The 23,320-nt window shown below is 59.2% G+C and carries 18 protein-coding genes; 7 read left to right on the forward strand and 11 right to left on the reverse strand.

Annotation, left to right across the window (positions count from 1 at the left end; translation table 11 throughout):
• Positions 1–2 precede the first annotated feature (2 nt).
• Entirely contained in the window at positions 3–3,119 is a 3,117-nt protein-coding gene (locus RHM68_RS19960; protein WP_322218245.1) for a transglycosylase domain-containing protein, read from the forward strand.
• Between the two features lie 54 nt (positions 3,120–3,173).
• Here RHM68_RS19960 and RHM68_RS19965 read toward each other — a convergent pair whose 3' ends face one another.
• The 5 genes from RHM68_RS19965 to RHM68_RS19985 form a co-directional block, all read right to left on the reverse strand.
• Positions 3,174–3,665 (reverse strand): CS1 type fimbrial major subunit, encoded by a 492-nt coding sequence (locus RHM68_RS19965; RefSeq protein WP_322218248.1) that lies wholly within the window; start codon positions 3,663–3,665, stop codon positions 3,174–3,176.
• The gene (locus RHM68_RS19970) at positions 3,662–4,402 is read right to left on the reverse strand and encodes a molecular chaperone (protein ID WP_322218250.1); all 741 of its coding nucleotides are present in this window, start codon (positions 4,400–4,402) and stop codon (positions 3,662–3,664) included. Before RHM68_RS19970 ends, RHM68_RS19965 begins: the two co-directional genes overlap by 4 nt.
• 53 nt (positions 4,403–4,455) lie before the next feature.
• On the reverse strand, positions 4,456–5,679 hold the full coding sequence (locus RHM68_RS19975) for a hypothetical protein (protein ID WP_322218252.1): 1,224 nt from the start codon (positions 5,677–5,679) through the stop codon (positions 4,456–4,458).
• Between the two features lie 14 nt (positions 5,680–5,693).
• Positions 5,694–8,216: a CS1-pili formation C-terminal domain-containing protein gene (locus tag RHM68_RS19980; RefSeq protein ID WP_322218255.1), complete on the reverse strand. Its 2,523-nt coding sequence runs from the start codon at positions 8,214–8,216 to the stop codon at positions 5,694–5,696.
• Positions 8,217–8,331: 115 nt separating this feature from the next.
• Complete coding sequence (locus tag RHM68_RS19985; protein WP_322218258.1) at positions 8,332–8,811, reverse strand: CS1 type fimbrial major subunit; 480 nt, start codon at positions 8,809–8,811, stop codon at positions 8,332–8,334.
• A gap of 119 nt (positions 8,812–8,930) precedes the next feature.
• Between RHM68_RS19985 and RHM68_RS19990 the strand changes: the two genes are divergently transcribed.
• The 3 genes from RHM68_RS19990 to RHM68_RS20000 all read left to right on the forward strand — a co-directional run bounded on the left by RHM68_RS19990 (position 8,931) and on the right by RHM68_RS20000 (position 10,729).
• Positions 8,931–9,125, forward strand: coding sequence for a hypothetical protein (locus RHM68_RS19990; RefSeq protein ID WP_322218261.1), 195 nt, complete (start codon positions 8,931–8,933; stop codon positions 9,123–9,125).
• A 249-nt stretch (positions 9,126–9,374) separates the two neighbouring features.
• Complete coding sequence (locus tag RHM68_RS19995; protein WP_322218264.1) at positions 9,375–9,947, forward strand: PadR family transcriptional regulator; 573 nt, start codon at positions 9,375–9,377, stop codon at positions 9,945–9,947.
• Complete coding sequence (locus RHM68_RS20000; RefSeq protein ID WP_322218267.1) at positions 9,944–10,729, forward strand: siderophore-interacting protein; 786 nt, start codon at positions 9,944–9,946, stop codon at positions 10,727–10,729. Before RHM68_RS19995 ends, RHM68_RS20000 begins: the two co-directional genes overlap by 4 nt.
• Positions 10,730–10,793: 64 nt before the next feature.
• Here RHM68_RS20000 and RHM68_RS20005 read toward each other — a convergent pair whose 3' ends face one another.
• Positions 10,794–11,435: a Pr6Pr family membrane protein gene (locus tag RHM68_RS20005; protein ID WP_416195206.1), complete on the reverse strand. Its 642-nt coding sequence runs from the start codon at positions 11,433–11,435 to the stop codon at positions 10,794–10,796.
• A gap of 14 nt (positions 11,436–11,449) precedes the next feature.
• On the reverse strand, positions 11,450–11,680 hold the full coding sequence (locus RHM68_RS20010) for a VF530 family protein (protein ID WP_322218273.1): 231 nt from the start codon (positions 11,678–11,680) through the stop codon (positions 11,450–11,452).
• Between the two features lie 320 nt (positions 11,681–12,000).
• Here RHM68_RS20010 and RHM68_RS20015 point away from each other — a divergent pair, with 320 nt between their 5' ends.
• Both RHM68_RS20015 and RHM68_RS20020 read left to right on the forward strand, forming a co-directional pair.
• On the forward strand, positions 12,001–13,383 hold the full coding sequence (locus RHM68_RS20015) for a carbohydrate porin (RefSeq protein ID WP_322218276.1): 1,383 nt from the start codon (positions 12,001–12,003) through the stop codon (positions 13,381–13,383).
• Between the two features lie 204 nt (positions 13,384–13,587).
• Complete coding sequence (locus RHM68_RS20020; protein WP_322218278.1) at positions 13,588–15,999, forward strand: glucose/quinate/shikimate family membrane-bound PQQ-dependent dehydrogenase; 2,412 nt, start codon at positions 13,588–13,590, stop codon at positions 15,997–15,999.
• Positions 16,000–16,086: 87 nt separating this feature from the next.
• Here RHM68_RS20020 and RHM68_RS20025 read toward each other — a convergent pair whose 3' ends face one another.
• The 4 genes from RHM68_RS20025 to RHM68_RS20040 are packed head-to-tail and all read right to left on the reverse strand — an operon-like array spanning position 16,087 to position 20,390.
• Positions 16,087–16,506, reverse strand: a complete 420-nt coding sequence (locus tag RHM68_RS20025; RefSeq protein WP_322218281.1) for a group 1 truncated hemoglobin — start codon at positions 16,504–16,506, stop codon at positions 16,087–16,089.
• Complete coding sequence (locus tag RHM68_RS20030; RefSeq protein WP_322218284.1) at positions 16,506–17,366, reverse strand: DUF3034 family protein; 861 nt, start codon at positions 17,364–17,366, stop codon at positions 16,506–16,508. The genes RHM68_RS20025 and RHM68_RS20030 overlap by 1 nt, the downstream gene beginning before the upstream one ends.
• Before the next feature lie 8 nt (positions 17,367–17,374).
• Entirely contained in the window at positions 17,375–19,732 is a 2,358-nt protein-coding gene (locus RHM68_RS20035) for a putative bifunctional diguanylate cyclase/phosphodiesterase (RefSeq protein ID WP_322218287.1), read from the reverse strand.
• Positions 19,716–20,390 (reverse strand): methylamine utilization protein, encoded by a 675-nt coding sequence (locus RHM68_RS20040; protein WP_416195207.1) that lies wholly within the window; start codon positions 20,388–20,390, stop codon positions 19,716–19,718. The genes RHM68_RS20035 and RHM68_RS20040 overlap by 17 nt, the downstream gene beginning before the upstream one ends.
• Before the next feature lie 453 nt (positions 20,391–20,843).
• On the opposite strand from RHM68_RS20040, the gene lon reads away from it, so the two are divergent.
• Positions 20,844–23,261, forward strand: coding sequence for an endopeptidase La (gene lon / locus RHM68_RS20045; RefSeq protein WP_322218290.1), 2,418 nt, complete (start codon positions 20,844–20,846; stop codon positions 23,259–23,261).
• Positions 23,262–23,320 lie beyond the last annotated feature (59 nt).

Raw genomic sequence — 23,320 nt, forward strand, 5'->3', positions numbered from 1 at the left:
CCATGGGCGCTCTGTGGCAAACCGAATCGAACAAACCGGTGGTTCCGACTGAGCGTGTGGATGAAGCGCCTTTACCTGCAAAAAAACACCGTTACCGGCACGGCTGGAAAGCATTCTGGTTGCTGCTGCTGATCATCCTGATCGCCGTCGGCCTGGCTGCCTCACGGGAAATGCGCACCTCGAAATTCCAATCCCGCGAAGTCAGCAAGTTTGCCGCATCCCTGCGCTACGACCTCCAACCGGGACCCAGCGATGCCATTCGCTACCCCGGTGCCGGTCCGTTCGACCGGCGTCTGGGTTACAGCGCCATGGGCGAATTTTTACCGCGCCTGCTCAAGCGCGACTACATCATTGCCGCGCAGACCCGCTTCTCCCCCGCGCTGATGAGTTACAGCAATAAGGGCTTGTTCGTGCCCTATGCGGAAAAAATCCAGGCGGGACTCTCGATCACCGATTGCACAGCCGCACCGCTGTATCAGTTCAACTACCCGCAACAACTTTATTCAAGCTTCGAGTCGATACCGCCAGTGGTGGTCAGCAGCCTGCTGTTTATCGAAAACCGCTTTCTGCTCGACCCTCAGCAGCCCTTAGCCAACCCCGCCGTGGACTGGCCGCGATTCGGCATGGCCGCCTGGTCTCAAGTGGCCAAGTTGCTGCACCTGCCGGGGCAATCCGCGGGGGGTAGCACCCTGGCGACTCAGCTTGAAAAATATCGGCACTCCCCCGAGGGCTTGACGGTATCGGGCGCGGAAAAAATCCGGCAGATGATATCGGCCAGCGTGCGCGCCTATCAGGCTGGCCCGCAAACGTTGCAGGCGCGGCAAAATGTGGTACGTGATTACCTCAACAGCGTGCCCCTGTCGGCAGTCCCGGGCCACGGTGAAGTCCACGGCATGGCCGAAGGCTTGCGGGTCTGGTATGGCGTCGATTTCAACAAGGCCAATGAACGCCTGTCCAGCAACGCCAGCGACCCCAAAGCCTTGGCGGAAAAAGGCCTGGCACTGCGTGAAATGCTGTCGCTGATGATTGCCCAGCGTCGGCCTTCCTATTACCTGAGCAAGGGCCACCAGGAGCTGGCCGAACTCACCGACAGTCACATTCGCCTGCTCGCCCAGAACAACGTCATTGATGCGTCTCTGGCTGCCGCCGCCCTGGCCAGTCAAGTGACTTACCGCGACTGGCTAACCCAGCCGACGATCCAGCCGATTGAAACCAACAAAGGCATCAGCGTCGCTCGTAGCCGACTGGCCGCCCTACTCAACCGTCCGCTGTATGATCTCGACCGCCTCGACCTGTCGGCCACCAGCACCTTGCAGGGCGACTTGCAGAGCAAAGCCACCGACTACCTGAAACACTTGGCCGACCCGGTATTTGCCGGGCAGATCGGTCTGCTCGGCGAACGCCTGCTCACCCCCAGCAGCACCCCCCAGGTCAGCTACAGCTTCACCCTGTTCGAGCTGACCCCGGACGGTTCGCGCGTGCGGGTGCAGACCGACAGCACCGACCAGCCTTTTGACATCAACGAAGGCAGCAAACTGGAACTGGGCTCCACCGCGAAGATGCGCGTGCTGACCACCTACTTGCAGATCGTCTCCGAGCTGCACGATCAATACGGCGCCAAAACCGTCGCTGAGTTGAAGAAAACCGACGTCCCTGGCCAGGACGTCCTAAGCCGCTGGGCCGTCGATTACCTGATGCAGAACACCGACCGCAGCCTCCCGAAAATGCTCGGCGCAGCCCTGGACCGTAAATACTCGGCCAACCCCGGCGAGGCATTTTTTACCGGCGGCGGCTTGCACCACTTTCATAACTTTCGCAACGAAGACAACGGTCGCATGCCGAGCCTGCGCGATGCCCTGCGCGAATCGATCAACCTGCCGTTCATTCGACTGATGCGCGACCTGGTGCGCTACAGCACCTACTCCGGTCCCGACAGCAGCGCCCAACTGCTCAAAGACGACAGTGACCCACGGCGTCAGGAATATCTGGCTCAGTTCGCTGACCGCGAAGGCACGTCCTTCCTGCTGCGGTTTTGGAAGAAGTACCAGAAAAAGGACACCCAGGAGCGGCTCGATACATTCCTCGACGGCATGCACCCGACGCCGATTCGCATGGCCGCCGTGCATCGTTATCTGCTGCCGAACGCTAGCCAGGCAAGCTTTAACAGCTTTGTGCGGGCCCACCTGAAAAGCCTCAAGAGCGGCGAAAAACTTACCGACGAACGCCTCGACAAGCTCTATCAAAGCTACGGTCCCGGTAGATACGACCTGCCGGATCAAGGCTTCATTGCCAAGGTCCATCCGCTGGACCTGTGGCTGATGGGTTATCTGCTGAATAACCCGCAGGCCACGTTCAGCCAGAGTGTCAAAGCCAGTGAGTTCGAACGTCAGGAGGTTTATAGCTGGCTGTTCAAGAGCCGGCACAAGAGCGCGCGTGACAGCCGTATCCGCACGATGCTGGAGATCGAAGCGTTCCTTGATATTCACCAGCGCTGGCAGCAAGTCGGCTATCCGTTCGATCACTTGGTGCCGTCATTGGCCACGGCGATCGGCAGTTCCGGCGACCGTCCCGCCGCCCTCGCGGAGCTGATTGGCACGATTCTCAACGATGGCGTGCGCATGCCGACGCTGCGCATCGACAGCCTGCATTTTGCCGCCAACACCCCGTATGAAACCCAACTGATCAACGACCCGAACGTCGGCAAACGAGTGATGCCCTCCGAGGTTGCCGCGGCCATGCGCGAGGCGTTGTCGCAGGTGGTGGATGCCGGCACCGCGAAACGCGTGGCCGGCAGTTTCAAACTGGCCAACGGCGCGCCACTGGCCATGGGCGGCAAGACGGGCACCGGCGACAACCGCATTGAAGCCATCGGTGCCGGGGGACGGGTGCTCAGCTCCAAATCGATCAACCGCACGGCGACATTTGTGTTCTACATCGGTGACCGTCACTTCGGCACCCTGACCGCGTTCGTACCGGGGCGCTCGGCGGAGAACTTCAAATTCACCTCGGCCCTGCCAGTGCAGGTGCTCAAGGGCATGGCACCGATTTTGTCGCCCTATCTGCAACCCGGCAGTCAAACGCTGTGTCAAGCCAGTGCCCTGAAGCCGGCGACGGACTGAACCTGCGCGGCGCGGCATCACACAAGGTAGACCCCGCTAACCCCGCGCCAACGCTCAGGGGTTTACCGCATCAAACATCAGGTGCGCGGTGCCGTAATACTGCCCCGGAATATAGCCTTCGGCGGGTTTCACCGCCGCGATCTCCAAGCGTACCCGCTGACCGACTCGGGCTTGTTGCTCATCGACTACCGAGGTGTCGAGCAACGACAGCAGGTGACCGTTGAAACGCACTTGCAGGTCGATACGCTCACGACCGTTGAACAGAAACGGGTCATCCACCAATCGTGCCGAGACACTGCCACTGGCATTTTTCACGTCGAAAAATGCACGTAACGGGCTGAGTTCGCCGGTCACTGTGTTCCAGGCCAGGGCTTGTTCTCGTTCCAGAAACGCCGGGTCGACGGGCAGCACGTAAAACTCGTTGGTGGGGATCGTCACCGACACGTGAAACGTCTGCTCTTCACGGATCGCCATCACCGAACAACTGACCAGCACCAGCGCCCCTAGCGCCAAGACATTCCACACCAGCGTCAGAGAGCGCTTCACCCCTTCACCTCATGAACTTTGTGCGTGGCGCCTTCCACAATCCTGAAACGGTAGTGACGTCCCGGCTGTTTCTGGAAGCTGAAGACTTTGCCTGGCATGACGTGGTTCTTGGTCACGGGATGGCAATCGTTTTCATTGCTGACGGAGCAGTCCTTGAACTCATCGACCACCACCACGGTATTGCCGTTGTTGCGCAACGCGTACTGGCCGGTCGTGTCGTCGATCTGGGTGCTGTAGCGGGTGTCTTTGGGCCGCACGAAAAAGATCGTGCCGTAACCGGCCAACACGTTGACCCCGGCCGATAGGGTTTTTTCATATTGATCACGCTCTTCGGCAGAGACCGCGAACGCGTCCTCCTTCTCAGGCACCACCGGTACAAAACGCACCCGGAAATATCGCTCGTGTTCGCGCTCCCCCATAAATAACAATCGCGTGCCCTGCATGCCGTTGGCCGGAATGATCAGCCGCGCGGGGCTGGCCATCAGGCCATCGCGAGCACGGTTGTCAGCGTGAGGTTTGAGGGCCACTTCCCGAGGTTTACCGTCGGCGTCGTAGATAATTTCCAGAATGTTGACCTTGACGAATGCGGTGCTGTCGCCGCCGTTGAATACCCGTTTCAGGTACGTGCTTTTATCGCCATCGAGGTAGTCGTAAACCACCCCGACATTGATCGCAGGCCCGGCATGGGCGATCAGTGGCAAGCAAACAGCACAGAACAGTGCCCAATAACATTTCATCGTTCTCGACCTCTTGAAAATGAGTCTTGCGCAAACAGCGGCGGCGTTATTGTTCAAAGCTCCGAATCCCAGATCACCGTGACGTCGCCCGCATAGGTTTTGGCGGACCCGGTCAGCATCTGCTCGACGTCCGGGCCGGCTATTTCGAAGTGCAGGGCGGCTGGTTTTCGATCGACATAGAAACCCGGCTGAAACAACTCAGTGCCGCTGCCATCGCGCAATAAAGGGCGGCGACTGACAGACTGCCCGAGCGCATCGGTCATCCCGGTTGGCAGGCTGACGCTGATGTTCAGGGGCACGGAGTCTCCGGATTTCGGCTCATACAGCAGGCAGGTATTGCCACCGCCGCTGTACTGGCATTCGAGCTGCATCTTGAAACGGCTGGAAGCCGAAAGGTTGAAGGTCTGGTCGCGGAACAGGCGTTCCGGGCGGCGATTGCGTTGCAGCCAGGCCTGCCAGCCACCTTGAGGGACCAGTTCGACGTGGTTGCCGCCGGGCGGTACTTCGACCTTCAGTGAGTGTTGTACATCGAGGGTGAAGTTGAAGATGAACACGTCATCGGTTGCGACCATGTTGTCGCCAAAATCGAAGTCCCCACCCGGACCGATGCTGTATTTGATACTGCCGGTGTATTGCCCGGACGACATGCTCAGCGGGTTGGGCGTTTTCAACGCGTAGGCGTATTCGATATTGCTGTATTGCAACGCATCAAGCATTAGTCCGGGTTGACGGCTGCAAACACCTGCACCTTCCGGCACCAGCCAAAAGAACAGTGCAAAGTTAACGGCCGCGGCAATGTAACCGGTGCTTTCGCAGGGTCTGGGCGCATTGCGCCATTGAGCATCCCAGGGAATGCCAGGCAACGCCCAATAACTCACCCCTGGGCGCACGTCCCATCGATGGCCGATACCGGCGATACGCATTTGCACTGTGGACACTTCACCCGTGCGGGTGTGGGTGACGCTTAATTCCCGCCATTCGGAAGGTACTTTCCACATCGCGCCTTGCCGAGGATCTTTCGGGTTGGGGTAAATAGGCCCCTTGGAGTGTGCGAAGAACGCGGTGCGAATGGTGAAAATGTTCAGTTGCTTACACCGTGCAGGGATGTGCCAAGGGCATATACCGCTCTCCGGTGTGGTGTTAACGAACTCGTTTCTCAACGGGTTGGCCGGATCAGGCGTAAACACCGCCGTGATGTCCTGAGTCAGGGCCACTGCCGGCCCGGCCAGCACACTCAAAAGCATCCCCGCCACTGCCCCCAATACGTTGAGCGCCATGTGCTTTTTCATCATCAACCTGCCGATTCGGATTTAAAGGTGGTATCGGCCAACGTATCGGGTGTGCAACGCAGGTCACCGATCATCAGCACATTGTTTTCACTGCGAGCGTTGGCCGTGTCGAGGCGGAACTGGCACAGCAACTGGTCGCCACGCCGCACTTGCAGGGTCGGAGAACCGGCATTCATTTCCATCGAGAAGAACCCGTCTGCCTCACTCACCCCTCGGCTGGCGTGGTTGATGAGGTGATGGCCCTTGAGCGGCCGCCCCTGCGGATCGACCAGGCGCCCCAGCACGGTCATGGTTTTCATCACCTGCACCTTGCGGTAGGCCACGCCACCCTTGTTCAGGTGATAGCTCATGCGGGCTGGCTGGATGCTGGCGGCCGGCACATGGTTGCCTTCAAAGTCCAAAGCCACGGAGCCGCTTTTATAGGCCGTGATCGGTACGAAATTGCGCCCAGGGCGCAGGGCCGTGCTGGCGCCACTGAGGTCGTCGGCGCGCAGATCAATGCCCTCCACATCGGATTCAACATCAATGATCATCCCGGCACCGCGCCCTTGATACTGACTGGTCATGACCATTTCCTGCCCGCCGACGGCGAAGGTGCTGTCCAGGTTCAGGCCACCGGTGATGCCGCCGCTGTAGGACGAGCGCTGGGCGAAGGCATCCCCCAGCACCGTGTCGGTCATGAAACTCGCAGTCCCCGAAAGGCCCAAGCCATAGGTATCGCCAAGCGCCGTCGCCGAGATGTTTTGCAGGACATGGTTTTGCAAGTCCTTGCGATAACTCAGCGAACCGTTGGTGTCGCGGCCACCCTCGCGCGAAGTCCGCGAGCCGATGCTCCCGGAAAACTGCTCTCCTGGGCCGCCGAGTGCCAGGCTGATACTGAGGTCCACACCACGGTTGCGTTCATCGCCGCTGCTGGAGCTGGCGGGGCGATCAAACACCGTAAAGCGCCAATTGGCATCGCTGCCAAACAACCTGCCACGCTGACTCCAGCCCAAGTCCAGGCCGACACCTTCAACGTTGCCCTCACTGTGGGAGATTCGCCCGTTGAGCGAGACGCGGTTGTTCAGACGATGGTTCAGCGACAGCGCGGTATTGCTGGTTTGGCCGGTGTACACATTGCGCTGACGAATACGCGTGCCATCCGGCAGGGTTTCGTAGGTGTCGCGGGTGTCGAGCCAACTGCGATTGTGACTGGCGACCACGCTGCCCTGGCCGTAGCTGTACAACCCTTGAAGGTCGACGCCGGTGCCGTAATCCTGGGTCTGGTAGACGTTAGCGAAAAGGCTCGCGTTGTTGGCCATCGTCCAGTCGATCGAGCTGCCGTACTGCAACGAATCGCGAACCTGACGCCCCGAGACGCCAAGAATTACCCGTGGGTGCAACAAAAAGTTGAACGCAGCGCCGGCGGTCATATCGCCCTCGGACTGTTGATCCCAATTGCTCAGCAGTTTTTGCTCGCGACCGGCAAACAGGTTGTAGCGCCAGCGTTCGTCGTGGTTGCGCCAGTTGTTAGGTTTGTAGACCAGTTCCTGAGTGGTCGAGGTGATCTGGCCGTCTTCGATCAGGCGCACCTCGACCTCATAAATGCCACCGGGCAAGGGCCGGGTGTCGAGGGTCTGTAACCCGGCCGGCACCGGCTGCGTATTGATCAACAGGCCATTGCGATAAATCTCAACCGATCCCAGGCGATTCGCCGTGACGTAAATCGGGTAGACGCTGGGCTTGGGATTGTTCACCGCGAGGCTGTCAGAGCTGCCATACATCACACCCACCGCGGTGTCGGGGCTGGCGCCGAACGAACGGGGCTGACGGCTCAGACCTTCAGAGTTGGGCATGAAATAGCCCAGGCGCAGGAAGGTGCCCTCCAGTTCACGCTGGGTATAGAGTTCGTGGACGGCGTGATAGAGCTGGTCATCGGGGCCACCGAGGCGGGCCAGTTGCAGGTTGACGCTTTGGGTCCAACTGCCGAGGCTGCTACTGGCCTCAAGGCCATAACGTCCGCCTAGATCCTGCTCCTGCCCGCCATTGAGGTTTAACTGATTACGCACAATCAGCCCGGTGCTGCCACCGTCCGGCTGGTCGTAGAAAGAACGGGGCTGACTGTCTCTTTCGGCACTTTCAGTGACGATGGAGACCAGCGAGTTTTCAAGGTTGTAATGCACCGCCAACATATCAAGCGGGCAACTTCCGACACACGCACCTAACGGTACACCGGGTTTAAGGTAGGCCCCCCACGTATCACGCTCAGTGGCAGAAAGCGGACTGTCACGGCTGTCGGTAAATTCAAGCAGCGTGAGACGATCATCACGCGACAAAACAATCATCGCCTCCCCCAGAAACTGTTGATCGCGCTCGACCCGAACAACTAACGGAACGTCGAAGAAGTGCTCTTCGAATTCAGCCGGCAAACCTTTGGCCTGCGCAAGCAATGTCGTAGGCACTGCACTACCTTCAGCAGGCGAAGCCAGGGCAGCCGCACAAGTAAATAGTGCAAGCCCCATCGCGATGGGCGTCATCGGGAACATGAAACGAATACTCTGGATGCGGGTAATAAGCGCTTTAAAACCCGATCAACAGCCAACGAATGCCTGTCAACCGGGCGGCATAACTCACTAAAAACTACTGATTCAACGGTTAGTATTAGCGCGGCACAGCATCAAACATCACCACCGGTTTAGCGGTGAACAGACCGGATTGCCCGTCTGCGGGTTTGGCCGCGGTGATCACCAGATCAGCTTGCATCCCAGGGGTAGATGGAGCGTCTGCTGCCACTTCCACCGGGGTTGTACCCAAAGTGACGCCGTTCAGCGAAATGGTCAGTGGAATTGAGCTGGAGCCGCTGTACAACGCCACATCACCGTCAAGGTAGGCTTCGATCGAACCATCGGTGTTTTTCAGGTCATAGGTTGCACGCAGAGTGCTCAACTCGCCGGTGACGGTGTTGAAACTCATGGTTTCATCCTTACCGAAGTTCGGATCCCGTGGCTGGGCATGGAACTGCTTGGTCGGAATGTCAGCCGTGATGTTGATGGTGCTGCTGGCATCATCCTTGGCCTGTACAGCTATCGAGCCGAACATCAGAACAGTCAGAGGGGCAGCCATTGCAATTTTTTTGAACATGTTTGAATACCTGTATTTTCAAAATAGTCAGCTGAATAAAAGACCGTACAAACACAGTTGTTCGCTCTTTAAAACGCTAAGAATTCAACCACCTTGTTGTGCAACCACCCGAGGGCTTCATGCTTGAACTTCTAACGCCGAAACATCATCAACCAGATCAAATTAAAAGTAAGCAGGACCTTTCTGGCAAGCGCGTAGTTAATCGTGCATTTCAAGAAAAGAAAATTACTCGATATTCAATAAAAACGCTTATTGACCGTCAGAAAAATACTACACATCGACAATCCAATAACAAAACAAAGATAAACTTCTGACAGAAGCGTATGACAATTCCAACAAACAATAGGAAAAATAATTGCTTTAGAGAAGTTGCACTAAACCCGTCCGTAGCGATAGAGATAGATACACTTTTTTGAAGGTTACAAGGCTGAAGGTCTGACAGTTTTCAGGGTCTGGATCTGATCTCACGCCGAGGATGGGCCTTGCACCGTTGGTCGCCAGCACTTGTTTTTTCGTAAAGATATATCTTAAGTTGTATCTAAACACGACGAGAGAAGCGAACAATGAGAGACCATCATTCCCATCGAGAACACAGCGACGGCCGCGACGGCTTCGAGAAGCGACCCGGACGCGAGCGCGGCGGTCGCGGCCCACGCGTCTTCGCCCCTGGCGATCTGAAACTGCTGCTGCTCGCCCTGATCGCCGAACAGCCCTGCCACGGCTACGACCTGATCCGCCAGATCGAAGGCATGTTTGACGGTGCCTATAGCCCGAGCCCTGGTGTGATCTACCCGACCCTGACGTTTCTGGAAGAAAGCGAAATGATTCTGGGTGACGCCGAGGGCGGCAAGAAACGCTACGGCGTAACCGATGCCGGTCGGCAATCCCTGATCGACCAGGCCATCGCCCTGGAAGGCGTGCGCATGCGGATCGACGTCAGCAAACGCTCCTTGCGCGGCCATGATCGTCCCGCCGAAATCCACGAAGCGGTACACAACCTGCGCCATGCCTTGCAATTGCACCACGGACGCTGGAATCCGCAGGAAATCCTGCGCGTCAGCACCCTGCTCAACGACACCGCCAAAGCCATCGTCGACGGTCCTGCCGTTGAATTTGTCCAGGAGAACGCCGAATGACTGCTGTCGATACCCAGACCATCCACCGTGTAATGCATGAGATCAAACGTCGTCGACTGGAAGTCCTGCGGGTAGTCGATTTGACCCCACGGATGCGCCGGATCACCTTGGGCGGACCGCAACTGGCGGGTTTCATCAGCCTGGGCACGGACGACCACGTCAAGCTGCTGTTCCCACAAAATGCAGCGGAAACGGCGGCACTGGAAACCCTGGTGCTGGGTGCCGGCAAAGACCAGGGACCGATGCCAGCCATGCGCGACTACACTCCGCGCCGCTACGACCTGAACACCTTGGAGCTGGACATCGATTTCGTTCTGCACGGCGAAGGTCCTGCCTCGACGTGGGCCGAACAGGCCGAGCCCGGACAATTGCTGCACATCGGCGGTCCACGCGGTTCGATGATCGTGCCGGACATCTTCGACAGTTATTTGCTGATCGGCGACGAGACGGCCCTGCCTGCCATCGCTCGACGCCTGGAGGGCCTGGCGGCCAATCGGCGGGCGCTGGTGGTCGTCGAAGTGGAGAACGAAGCCGAGCAACAACCGCTCGAAAGCCCAGCGCAGGTCACGGTGATCTGGGTGATGCGCGAGGGGGGCAACGACCGCCTGCTGACCACCGTCAAACAATTAAAAGTGCCCGAGGGCCATCTGTACGCGTGGGTCGCAACCGAAACCAAAGTGTCGCGTCAGATACGCCGAGTGCTGCTGGAGGAACACGGCCTGGACGATCAGTTCGTCAAAGCCGCCGGCTACTGGCGGCTAGAGGGTAGCGACGAAACGTAATCAAACGCATCAGGCTCGGTGTTTTTTGTGGCGAGGGAACGCACGCCCTCGCCATCGTCAACGCTTACCTGCGAGCCAGGTGCCGATCAAGCCCCACCACCAGCAACGCAATCAGCATAAAACCCGCCAATATCCCCGCGGCATTGACGAACACCTGTGGATAACCGAGCGTACCGACGTCAATGAACGGATAGGCATAAGCACTCAACAAGTGCCCGCGCAGCAGCGCATACGCGAAGTACACCAGCGGATAAATCACCCACAACGCAATGTGGCGTAGACGCAACGTGCCTTTGGGCACACACAGCCACCAATACGCCAGGAACAGCAGCGGCATCACGTCATGCAGCAGTTCATCGGCCACAAATTGCCAGCCTTGTGGATGCCACAGATGGCGCAATAACAGGCTGTAGGCCAGGCCAACCACAGCGATGCTGACGGCAATCGCGCTACTCACCCACGGCTGCAAAAACCAGCGTCGCGACGCCGAATCTCGAGTGGTCAGCTCACAGGTCAGCACCACCGCGACCAACGTGTTGGTCAGCACCGTGAAATAACTGAAAAAACTCACCAGCCCACCGAGCAGACTGGCCCCCAGGTTCCAGCGTGAGTCGATGATCAGGTACATCTGAATGCTCAGCGCCGCCCAACCGAGTACCGCACTCATGGCAACCCACCGACGCCTCGCGGCAGACCCCGGCGCCATCAGGGTGCCCCTGTTCAGACGGGGCGCTTGGTGCGCATCAGCTTGACGTAAAGCCCTTCGACTTTCTCCCGCGCCCATGGGGTTTTACGCAGAAACGTCAGACTCGATTTGATGCTCGGATCGCTCTTGAAGCAGCGAATGTCGACGCGTTCAGCCAGACCCGACCATTCGTAATGTTCAACCAAGGCGTTGAGGATGTGTTCCAGGGTCACGCCGTGCAGCGGGTTGTTGTTCTGTTCGGTCATGCCGGGCCTTTGAGCAAAGTAATAATGAAGAAGCCGCGCACCTTAGCCGAGGGCTTCGTTGGGGGGAAGCGCTCTATGAGCGGTCCGTTAAATGTAGGTGAACGTGGAAAGATCGACGCTTGCGAATCTTCCTGCGCGAAAATGTCGCGGCCCCGACAGACTGTTACCGAATTGAAGATGATCCATGTCAATAAAACATCTTTCTCTATGTGTAACGGAATATTATCCTTGCGCCCTAAAGCTGAAACGGTTCCGCTGCCGGCTTCATTCCTACCGCGTTCAGCTCGTACCCTCATAAAAAGACTCAGAACGACCTCTCTATGCACTATTCACAGACTTTGCGAGACAGCGCTGTCCGACCTTCTGTTGCCCACCGAAAAGTCCTTCACTTGTTCGGTGGCCTCAGCGCTTTGGGACTCATCACCTGCGCTCACGCAGCCCCAGCTTTCGATAGCGATTCGCCGTGGATGCTCGGCGACTGGAACGGCACCCGCACCGAACTTGCGCAAAAAGGCTACGACTTCAAAGTCGATTACACCGGCGAAATGGGGAGCAACCTCCACGGCGGCTACGACCACGACCGCACGGCGCGTTACAGCGATCAATTCGGCCTCGGCACGCATCTGGATTTGCAGAAAATCCTCGGCTGGGACGATGCCGAATTTCAATTGACCGTCACTGAACGCAACGGCAACAACATCAGCAACGACCGTATCAACGACCCACGAGTCGGCGGTTTCACCTCGGCCCAGGAAGTCTGGGGTCGTGGACAAACCTGGCGCCTGACGCAGATGTGGTACCAGCAGAAATTCTTCGATCAGCGGCTTGATATCAAAGTCGGCCGTTTCGGCGAAGGCGAAGATTTCAACAGCTTTCCTTGCGACTTCCAGAACCTGGCGTTCTGTGGCTCGCAGGTCGGCAACTGGGTCGGCGGCATCTGGTACAACTGGCCGGTCAGCCAGTGGGCGATGCGCGTTAAATATCACCTGACACCTCAGCTCTACGCGCAAATCGGCGCCTACGAGCAGAACCCCTCGAACCTTGATCGCGGCAACGGCTTCAAGCTCAGCGGCAGCGGCACCCAAGGCGCGGTCATTCCGGTTGAACTGGTGTGGTCGCCGACGCTCGATGGCCTGCCGGGCGAATACCGCGCCGGTTACTACTACAGCAGTGCCAAGGCCACCGACGTCTATAAGGACAGCAACGGCCAGCCTGCCGCCCTCAGCGGCGAAGCGTATCGCAGCGCATCAAGCAAGCACGGCGTTTGGCTCGGTGTTCAACAGCAGATCACCCGCCGCGCCAGCGACAATTCTCGCGGTTTGAGCGTGTTCGCCAACGGCACGATGCACGACAAGAAGACCAACGCCATCGACAACTACGTCCAGGCCGGCGTGGTCTACAAAGGCCTGTTCGATGCCCGCGCCAAAGATGACATTGGCTTCGCGCTCGCCCGCGTTCACGTCAACCCGGCTTATCGAAAAAACGCCGAGGCCAGCAACCACGCTCGTGCCGTTTATGACTACGACGACCCAGCCTTCTTGCCGCCGCAAGACACCGAATACAGCGCCGAACTCTATTACGGCGTGCATGTGACCGATTGGCTGACCGTGCGCCCGAACCTGCAATACATTCGCCACCCCGGTGGCGTGGACAACGTCGATGACGCACTGATTGGCGGGATCAAGATCACTTCATCGTTCTAACCGACACCCAAAACCCTGTGCGCGCGAGCCCGCCTGCAAAGAAGCCGTCAGTTGACTGCCCCAGGCTCGTTCCCACAAGAGACCGTTTCAACTAAACACGCATAGCCCACATTTCACTTTTGCAACTGAACCAATGCCCACGCAAGATCGTCATCTACAGTGAACTTGCGCGGGACTACTTAAACGTCACGGAGAAACCACACTATGAGCACTGATGGTGCTTTGAGTCGAAGCCGTCTGCTACCGAGCCTGCTCGGTATCCTGCTTCTGCTAATGGGCCTGGCCATGCTGGCCGGGGGGATCAAGCTGAGCATGCTCGGCGGCTCGCTGTATTACCTGCTGGCCGGTATCGGCTTTGCACTGACCGGCGTGCTGCTGATTGCCGCTCGCCGCGCAGCACTGGGCCTGTATGCACTGGTGTTGTTTGCCAGTACCGTTTGGGCGCTGTGGGAAGTCGGTCTCGACTGGTGGCAACTGGTGCCGCGTCTTGCGCTGTGGTTTGCGCTGGGTGTGGTCTTGCTGTTGCCGTGGTTCCGCCGACCGTTGCTGCGCGAAGGCGCCGCACCGCTGGGCACCGCGGCGCTGAGCGTCGCTGTGCTTCTGTCTGGCGCCGCCGCGGTGGGCAGTCAATTCACGCATCCGGGTGAAGTCTTCGGCGAACTGGGCCGCGACACAACGGACCTGACCAGCACCGCCCCAGCGATGCCCGATGGCGACTGGCAGTCTTATGGCCGTACCGAGTTCGGTGATCGCTACTCGCCGCTGAAGCAAATCACCCCGGCCAACGTCGGCAAGTTGCAGGAAGCCTGGCGTATCCGCACTGGCGACCTGCCGACGGCTGATGACCCGGTGGAACTGACCAACGAAAACACCCCGCTGAAGGTCAACGGCATGCTCTATGCCTGCACCGCCCACAGCAAGGTGCTGGCACTGGACCCGGACACTGGCAAGGAAATCTGGCGCTTCGACCCGCAGATCAAGAGCCCGGTGGGCTTCAAGGGTTTCGCCCACATGACCTGCCGTGGCGTCTCTTACTACGACGAGAACGACTACGCCAAGTCGGCTAACGCCTCGGCCGCCGTCATTTCCGACGCTGGCAAAGCCGTTGCTCAAGCCTGCCCGCGTCGTCTATACCTGCCGACCGCCGATGCGCGTCTGATCGCGATCAACGCCGACACCGGCAAGGTCTGCGAAGGCTTTGGCAATAAAGGCACCATTGACCTGACCCAGGGCATCGGTCCGTTCACCGCCGGTGGTTACTACGCCACCTCCCCGGCCGCGATTACCCGTGATCTGGTGATCATGGGCGGTCACGTCACCGATAACGAATCGACCAATGAGCCTTCGGGCGTGATCCGTGCGTTCGATGTGCATGACGGTCACCTGGTCTGGAACTGGGACAGCGGCAATCCGGAGGCGACCGAGCCTTTGGCGCCGGGCAAAACCTATACCCGCAACTCGCCGAACATGTGGTCGCTGGCCAGCGTCGACGAAAAACTGGGTATGGTCTACCTGCCGCTGGGCAATCAAATGCCTGACCAGTGGGGCGGCGACCGTATGCCAGGCGCCGAGAAATTCAGCGCCGGCCTGGTGGCTCTGGACCTGGCCACCGGCAAGGTGCGCTGGAACTATCAGTTCACCCACCACGATCTGTGGGACATGGACGTCGGCAGCCAACCGACCCTGCTGGACCTGAAGACCGCTGATGGCGTCAAGCCGGCGCTGATCGCACCGACCAAACAGGGCAGCCTGTACGTGCTCGACCGTCGCGATGGCACACCGATTGTGCCGATACGCGAGATTCCAGTGCCGCAAGGCGCAGTGGCAGGCGACCACACCGCACCGACCCAGGCGCGCTCGGACCTGAACCTGCTGGCCCCGGAACTGACCGAAAAAGCCATGTGGGGCGCCAGCCCGTTCGACCAGATGCTGTGCCGCATCCAGTTCAAGGAACTGCGCTACGAAGGTCAGTACACCCCGCCGTCGTTGCAGGGCAGCCTGATCTATCCGGGTAACGTCGGTGTGTTCAACTGGGGCAGCGTGTCGGTCGATCCGGTTCGCCAACTGCTGTTCACCAGCCCGAACTACATGGCGTTCGTGTCGAAAATGATCCCACGCGCCGAAGTCGCGGCTGACAGCAAGCGCGAAAGCGAAACCGCTGGCATCCAGCCAAACACCGGCGCGCCGTTTGCCGTGACCATGCACCCGTTCATGTCGCCATTCGGCGTACCGTGCCAGGCACCAGCCTGGGGCTATGTCACCGGCATCGACCTGACCACCAATAAAGTGGTGTGGAAACGCAAAAACGGCACCAGCCGCGACAGCTCGCCACTGCCGATCGGTCTGCCGCTCGGCGTGCCAAGCATGGGCGGTTCGATGGTCACTGCGGGCGGCGTCGGCTTCCTCAGCGGCACTCTCGACCAGTACCTGCGCGCCTATGACGTCAATAGCGGCAAGGAACTGTGGAAGTCGCGCCTGCCGGCCGGCGGCCAAGCCACACCGATGACCTACACCGGCAAGGACGGCAAACAGTACGTCCTGCTCGTCGTCGGCGGCCACGGCTCGCTGGGCACCAAAATGGGCGACTATGTGATCGCTTACACGCTGTCCAAGTAAGCTCTGGCGGCAGTTAAACGAAAGGCGACGCCTGTGAGGGAGTCGCCTTTTTTGTGGCTCAACCGTTAAAGGTTCAGAGCACCGAATTTACTGCTCGATGACCTCGGAGCGCATCGGCGCCAGCCGGGCGATCAAACGGTTCTGCACCGGCACGGCAATCCCCTGCTGATCCATCGCCGCGATCAAGTCTTCAACCAGCGCATTGAAGTCGCTGCGGCTGACGTGCTGCCCCCTGTGACTCTCGGCCATGCTGTCGCCGCTATACACACACGGACCGCCCGCCTCGACACAAAACTTTTCAATCAGCTTGTCGCGCAAACGCTGAATATCGACCTTGCGAAAATGCTCGACGATGCGTTCATCTCGCGCAATGTTCAGCAGCATGCCCTCGACAATTCGCGTGATCCCCGCACGCGCCCCAAGGTCACGATAGAGGCTGTCATCCTTGGCGGGTTGTTGCGCGCAAGCGCTCAAGAACAACACCAGACTCAAAAGGAGAACACGCATCAAAAACTCCCCTGAACGGACAGATATGTACCGTTCTGATTGTCCAGCGTGGCGATTTCTCCGAGCCGTGCGTAGGCCAGCACCACCGACACATGTTTGTTGGGGAAGTAACCGATAAACAGATCCGTCCAATCGCTTTCCCCGGAAAACGACAGGTTGTCTGGCTTCTCGCGATACTCCACGCCCAGCGCCCAACGCGGGTTGAACAACACCGCCAACGAACCTTCTTTGAGCAGGCTGCGGGTATCTCGACGATCACCACCAAACCCCAGCAAGCCCATTTCGTTGGCCCGGCTGTAGCGCAAGCTGCCATTGACCAGCAGGTTGTAGCCAAACGCCGCGCCCATGAATAACCGACTGGCCGCCAGATACCCTTCGGTGTCGCTGTCGCGCTTGGCGCCTACCAGGCTCGGGATCAGGAAATCACGCTGGTGTTTGTACTCCAGGCCCAACGACACTTGCGGCAAGTCGTCGTAGATCACGTCGCCGAACAAGCGCACTTTCACCCCCAGCACGTCCTGACTCAGGCTGTCTTCCGGCAGGTTCAACTTCTGCACCAAAGCGCCTAAATCCAAGCGCTGCCGCGCGAAGGACAGTTCGACGCGGTTGTCGTAAGCCAGGGCCATCCCGGCAACGTCAAGCCGATAGTCCGGCAGGTTGACGGTGGTCGCGAATGCCGTGGCGCCCCACTCGTTCTTTTCACCGTAACCGGCGAGTACCGCCCACGGCGTGATACCACCACCCGCCGCACCTTCGAGGCTGCTGGCGCCGCCAGTGGCGATCAACCGTCCGTTGTCGGCTTGGGCGATGGGCAGGGTCAGACCGACGAGACAGGCAACCAACAAGGAGAAACGCAGCATCGTCAGCCTCAATGAACCAAAGAAGTTTGAGCGCTGAAGGGCAACGCTACCCAGGCTTCGAACGCGGCAGCGGTCAGCGGTCGGCTAATGAGGTAACCCTGGGCCGTGTCGCAGTGCCAACGTTCCAGCAGGCGCAGGCTGCGGGCATATTCCACCCCTTCGGCGACTACTTTGAGCCCCAGGTTATGGCTCATTTCGATGGTCGAACGGACGATCACCGCGTCTTCACTGGTTTCGTCCAGATTGCGCACAAAGGACTGGTCGATTTTCAGTTCCTGCACCGGCAGTCGCTTGAGGTGAGCCAGGGACGAGTAGCCGGTGCCGAAGTCATCCACCGACAGGCTGATGCCGCACTCGCGCAATTCATGCAGTACCTTCAATGCGCGCTCCGGTTCACGCATGACGGCGCTTTCAGTGATTTCGAAAATCAGTTGCTCGGCCGGGAGACGGTACACCCGCAACAGCGCCGAAACCCGTTGCGCAAGGTCATCACTGAGCAGATCGTCCGCCGAAATATTCAACGACAACTGCAAGCGCAGCCCGCGTCGATTCCATTCGGAAAGCTGGCGCATGCCATCAGCGATTACCCAATTGGTCAGCGTCTGGATGCTGCCCGTGCGCTCGGCCAGGGGGATGAACTCCGCCGGCGAAACCAGGCCAAATTGCGGATGCTGCCAGCGCAACAACGCCTCGGCCTGGCGCACAACGCCTTTGCGGATGTCCAGTTTGGGTTGGTAATGCAGCACCAGTTCGCCGTTGGTAGCGGCATGGCGCAGGTCGCGAATCAGGGTGATCTGACGGCGATGCGCAAGGTCGCGGCCCTGTTCATATATTTGCAGGCGGCCGGGCAGTTGGGCGGCGTCTTTCATCGCAATGGCTGCGCGTTCAAGCAAAGTCTGAGCACTCAAACCGTCCACAGGATAGGCGGCGATGCCCAAGCGGCAGTCCAGGGCCAAGTCGTGGCCATTGATTCGCTGCGGCTTGAGCAGCAGTTGCTGAAGTTGGTCAGCGACCGCCACCGCCGCATCACCGTCGAGGCCGTCGAGCAATAACAAGAATTCATCGGCAATCAAATGCGCCACCGTGTCGCCGGGACGCAGCGCTAATTGCAGGCGCTGACCCGTTTGACGCAGTAACTGATCGACCGATTCCGGCCCGGCGTTTTCATTGATTGCGCGCAAATTGTCGATGCCCAGGTACACCAGGGCCATCGGCCGCTGCGCCGAAATCGCACTGCCCAGACGCTCCATCGCGAGCATCCGGTTGGGCAGCCCGGTCAGTGAGTCGTGCAGCGCGTTGTGAGCCAGTTGCTGCTCGCGTTCGGCGATGCCCCGTTGCATGGCATCGACAGCCTTGGCCAATCGACCGAGTTCGTCGCTGCGTTCAAGGCTGACCGGGGTTTGGTAATCGCCCTGGCCAATGCGCTCAGCCGCCTCCGCCAGCTCACGCACCGGTTGCGACACACCACGGGCCAACAGCAACGCGCCGGCTAATGAGCCGAGCAACGCCACCAGCGCAATCCCGAGAATCTTTTCATAAAGCGGCGCAAAGGCCTGCATCGCCGCGTCCAGTGGGCTTTGCAGCAGTGCGATGACCTGGCTCTCACTGCCCGCCCCGGCACTGGCTAACATCAGCGACTGGCTTAAAAAGCTGTGGTCCATGTGCTCGCTCAATTGCACTTGGCTACCGGGGGTTTTATCAAGCATCAAGCGTTTCAGACTGGCGTCCATCGCCTCTGGCTGGGTGCTGACTAACTCACCCACCTGCTGGCGATCCACCGTCAGAAAAGACACCTCCAGATTGGTCAGCGCGCGCAGTTCCATGGCCCAGCTGCTGTCCATGCTGAAACCCATCACCACTCGGGCGATCGGCAATGGCGCCAGCACCGCGGCCTCCACCAGCAAATGCGGTTTGCCCTGCAACGGAACGATCAGCATGGTCTGCTGACTGTCCCGCGCGGTGCGCAGCGCCTGCTCGTAACGAAACAGTGAGCCCTCAGCCACATCATCAAGGGTGCTGGCCAGGACTTTGCCGTCCATGCCCAGCAGGATCATGTCACTGGCATTGATACGTTTGCCGTGGTTCAACAGCACCGAGCGCATCGTCGCCGAATCACCGCTGGCCACCGCATCGCGAAAGCCGAAGTCAGCTGCCAGCAACTGCGCGCCGTCTGCCAGCCGCCGACCGCGCGTGTCCAGCAAGCGTTCGAAGACCCGCGCACCGACTTCCAGCTGAGAGGCGGCCTGGCTGCGCACCGCCGAATTGGTTGCCACTTTCACGCTGAAATACAGCGCGCCCACCACAATCAGCAGCAGCAGGATGAGGACACAGGCGACTCGCGCCTGAAAGCTACTGCGCAGTTTCATGGGCCGCTCGCTTAAAGGCATCACCAAAGGCACTCGGCGGCGCGGCAGTGGCTTGCCCAGGCTTGGCTTGCAGCGTCAGGGCAAAATCATGCTTGAGGCCCTTCGCCGGGACCGTCACTTGAGCGCCATCGACCGGTTGCATGTCCAGCGCCTGGGGATGCCACAGCGTTGCGTGGTAAACCCCAGTCGGCGCCTCCAGCATCAGTTGACCCTGTGCATCGGTCACACCAAATCGCGGGTCGTCGGTGACGTACACGTAACCGAGCATCCAGTCATGAATATTGCAACCAAGGACCACCACGCCAGGTTTGTCGAACAACACCGGGGCCGATGGCGTGCCTTCGTACAACCGCAATTCAAAGCGTTTGGCCGGAGAGAACGAATAGACCTGATGGCGAATGTTGTCGCTGTTGGGGAATTTGATCAACGTGCCGGTGTGAACCGCCAAAACATGGGGCGCGAATTGCTGGTCACGCTGGTCCATATCGGCCTTGAGCGTGCCGGCCGGCTGGCCAATCGGTCCTTGTAACGTAACCACGGCATCGGCCAGCGGCAGACCATTCTGGTCATGTACCTGGATTTGCACGGGAGCAGCGCTGAGCAAAGGGCTGGCGCAGGTGGCAGCAATCATAAGTAAAGAGTAGAAAAAACGGGCCATGGAGCATCCAGTAAAGTCAGGGAGTCGAACTGGCCTGCCTTGGCGGTGAAGTCACGCTGATCAGCATCACGGTGCGTGATCATGCCTCATTTAAGGCCAAGTGCCATCATTGAATATTAAACGTCGCGTTATCACTCACCGAGGCAATACTTATGCAACCTATAAGCTTGTGTATAGGCTATCGACCATCAAACACATATCTGAAGATAGAAGGGGGGCCATTCATCCGCCAGTTTTTCAGGATGCTTCGACGAGGTTTTAACCTTGGTAACCGCACGGAGTAGGGACCGGCGTTTAGGGACGCCGGCTAACCTGAGCGGTGCGAGTCGCTGCTCAAAACCAGTGGCCGGCCACCCTCGCAGCGCTGGGCACATACCTTGAAATATCCGCGCCCATTGAAACCACCCGCCACCTGCCCCATCTAAGAGCCATACTCCATTGCGCAGGTGCCCCATGAGCGACCAGCAAGAATTCCCTGCAGACCCAGGCGAATACGCCGACCCCGAGAACGCCGAACACCCCTCCAGCAGCAAAGGCCTTGCCCTCCCAGGGCAGAACCTGCCGGACAAGGTTTACATCATCCCGATCCACAACCGCCCGTTCTTCCCGGCCCAGGTGCTGCCGGTCATCGTCAATGAAGAACCCTGGGCCGAAACCCTGGACTTGGTGAGCAAATCCGATCACCACTCCCTGGCCCTGTTCTACATGGACACGCCCCAGGAAGACCCGCGCCATTTCGACACCTCGGTGTTGCCGCTCTACGGCACCCTGGTCAAAGTTCACCACGCCAGCCGCGAAAACGGCAAGTTACAATTCGTCGCTCAGGGCCTGACCCGCGTGCGGATCAAAACCTGGCTCAAGCACCATCGCCCGCCGTATCTGGTGGAAGTCGAATACCCACACCAGCCCTCCGAGCCGACCGATGAGGTCAAGGCCTACGGCATGGCCTTGATCAACGCGATCAAGGAACTGCTGCCGCTCAACCCGCTGTACAGCGAAGAACTAAAGAACTACCTCAACCGCTTCAGTCCAAACGATCCCTCGCCGCTGACCGACTTCGCCGCCGCCCTGACCTCGGCCACCGGAAACGAGCTGCAAGAAGTGCTCGACTGCGTGCCGATGCTCAAACGCATGGAAAAAGTCCTGCCGATGCTGCGCAAGGAAGTCGAAGTCGCGCGCCTGCAAAAAGAAATATCCGCCGAAGTGAACCGCAAGATCGGCGAGCACCAGCGCGAGTTCTTCCTCAAGGAACAACTCAAGGTTATCCAGCAAGAGCTGGGGCTTACAAAAGACGACCGCAGCGCCGACATCGAGCAGTTTGAACAGCGTCTGAACGGCAAAGTGTTGCCACCTCAGGCACGCAAACGCATTGACGAGGAAGTGAACAAGCTGTCGATCCTCGAAACTGGCTCGCCGGAGTACGCGGTCACCCGCAACTACCTCGACTGGGCGACGTCCGTGCCGTGGGGCGTGTACGGCGAGGACAAACTCGACCTCAAACACGCGCGCAAGGTGCTGGACAAACACCACGCGGGCCTCGATGACATCAAGGACCGCATCCTCGAATTTCTCGCCGTCGGCGCTTATAAAGGCGAAATCAGCGGCTCCATCGTGCTGCTGGTGGGCCCACCGGGCGTGGGCAAGACCAGCGTCGGCAAATCGATTGCCGAATCCCTCGGCCGGCCCTTCTACCGCTTCAGCCTCGGCGGCATGCGCGACGAAGCCGAGATCAAGGGGCACCGCCGGACCTACATCGGCGCCCAGCCGGGCAAATTGGTGCAGGCGTTGAAAGACGTCGAAGTGATGAACCCGGTGATCATGCTCGACGAGATCGACAAAATGGGTCAGAGCTACCAGGGCGACCCGGCCTCGGCGCTCCTCGAAACCCTGGACCCGGAACAGAACGTCGAATTCCTCGACCATTATCTGGACCTGCGTCTGGACCTGTCGAAAGTGCTGTTCGTCTGCACCGCCAATACCCTGGACTCGATCCCCGGCCCATTGCTGGACCGCATGGAAGTGATTCGCCTGTCGGGTTACATCACCGAAGAAAAAATCGCCATTGCCAAGCGTCACCTGTGGCCCAAGCAGTTGGAGAAGGCTGGCGTCTCCAAAAACAGCTTGAGCATCAGCGACAGTGCGTTGAAGGCTCTGATCGACGGCTACGCCCGCGAAGCCGGCGTGCGGCAGTTGGAGAAGCAGTTAGGCAAACTGGTGCGTAAAGCGGTCGTGAAGTTGATCGACGCCCCGCAAGCGGTGATCAAGCTCGGCCCCAAAGACCTCGAAGCCTCACTCGGCCACCCGGTGTTCCGTAACGAACAGGTTCTGTCCGGCACCGGCGTCATCACGGGCTTGGCCTGGACCAGCATGGGCGGCGCCACACTGCCGATCGAAGCCACACGCATCCACACGCTCAACCGCGGTTTCAAGCTCACCGGGCAACTGGGCGATGTGATGAAAGAGTCGGCAGAAATCGCCTACAGCTACGTCAGCTCTAATCTGAAGTCGTTTGGCGGTGACCCGAAGTTCTTCGACGAAGCGTTCGTCCACCTGCACGTGCCGGAAGGCGCCACCCCGAAAGACGGTCCGAGTGCCGGCGTGACCATGGCCAGCGCCCTGCTCTCGCTGGCACGTAACCAGGCACCGAAAAAAGGCGTGGCCATGACCGGCGAACTGACGTTGACCGGGCATGTCTTGCCGATTGGCGGGGTGCGCGAGAAGGTAATCGCCGCGCGCCGACAGAAGATTTTCGAGTTGATCCTGCCAGAACCGAACCGGGGCAGTTTCGAAGAACTGCCGGACTACCTCAAAGAAGGCATGACCGTCCATTTCGCCAAACGCTTTGCCGATGTCGCGAAGGTATTGTTCTGAAAACCCTCTAGCGTCATCGCCATCGCGAGCAAGCTCGTTCCCACCAGGATTGCATGCCC

Source organism: Pseudomonas sp. DC1.2, from assembly GCF_034351645.1.
In the GTDB taxonomy this organism is placed as follows: domain Bacteria; phylum Pseudomonadota; class Gammaproteobacteria; order Pseudomonadales; family Pseudomonadaceae; genus Aquipseudomonas.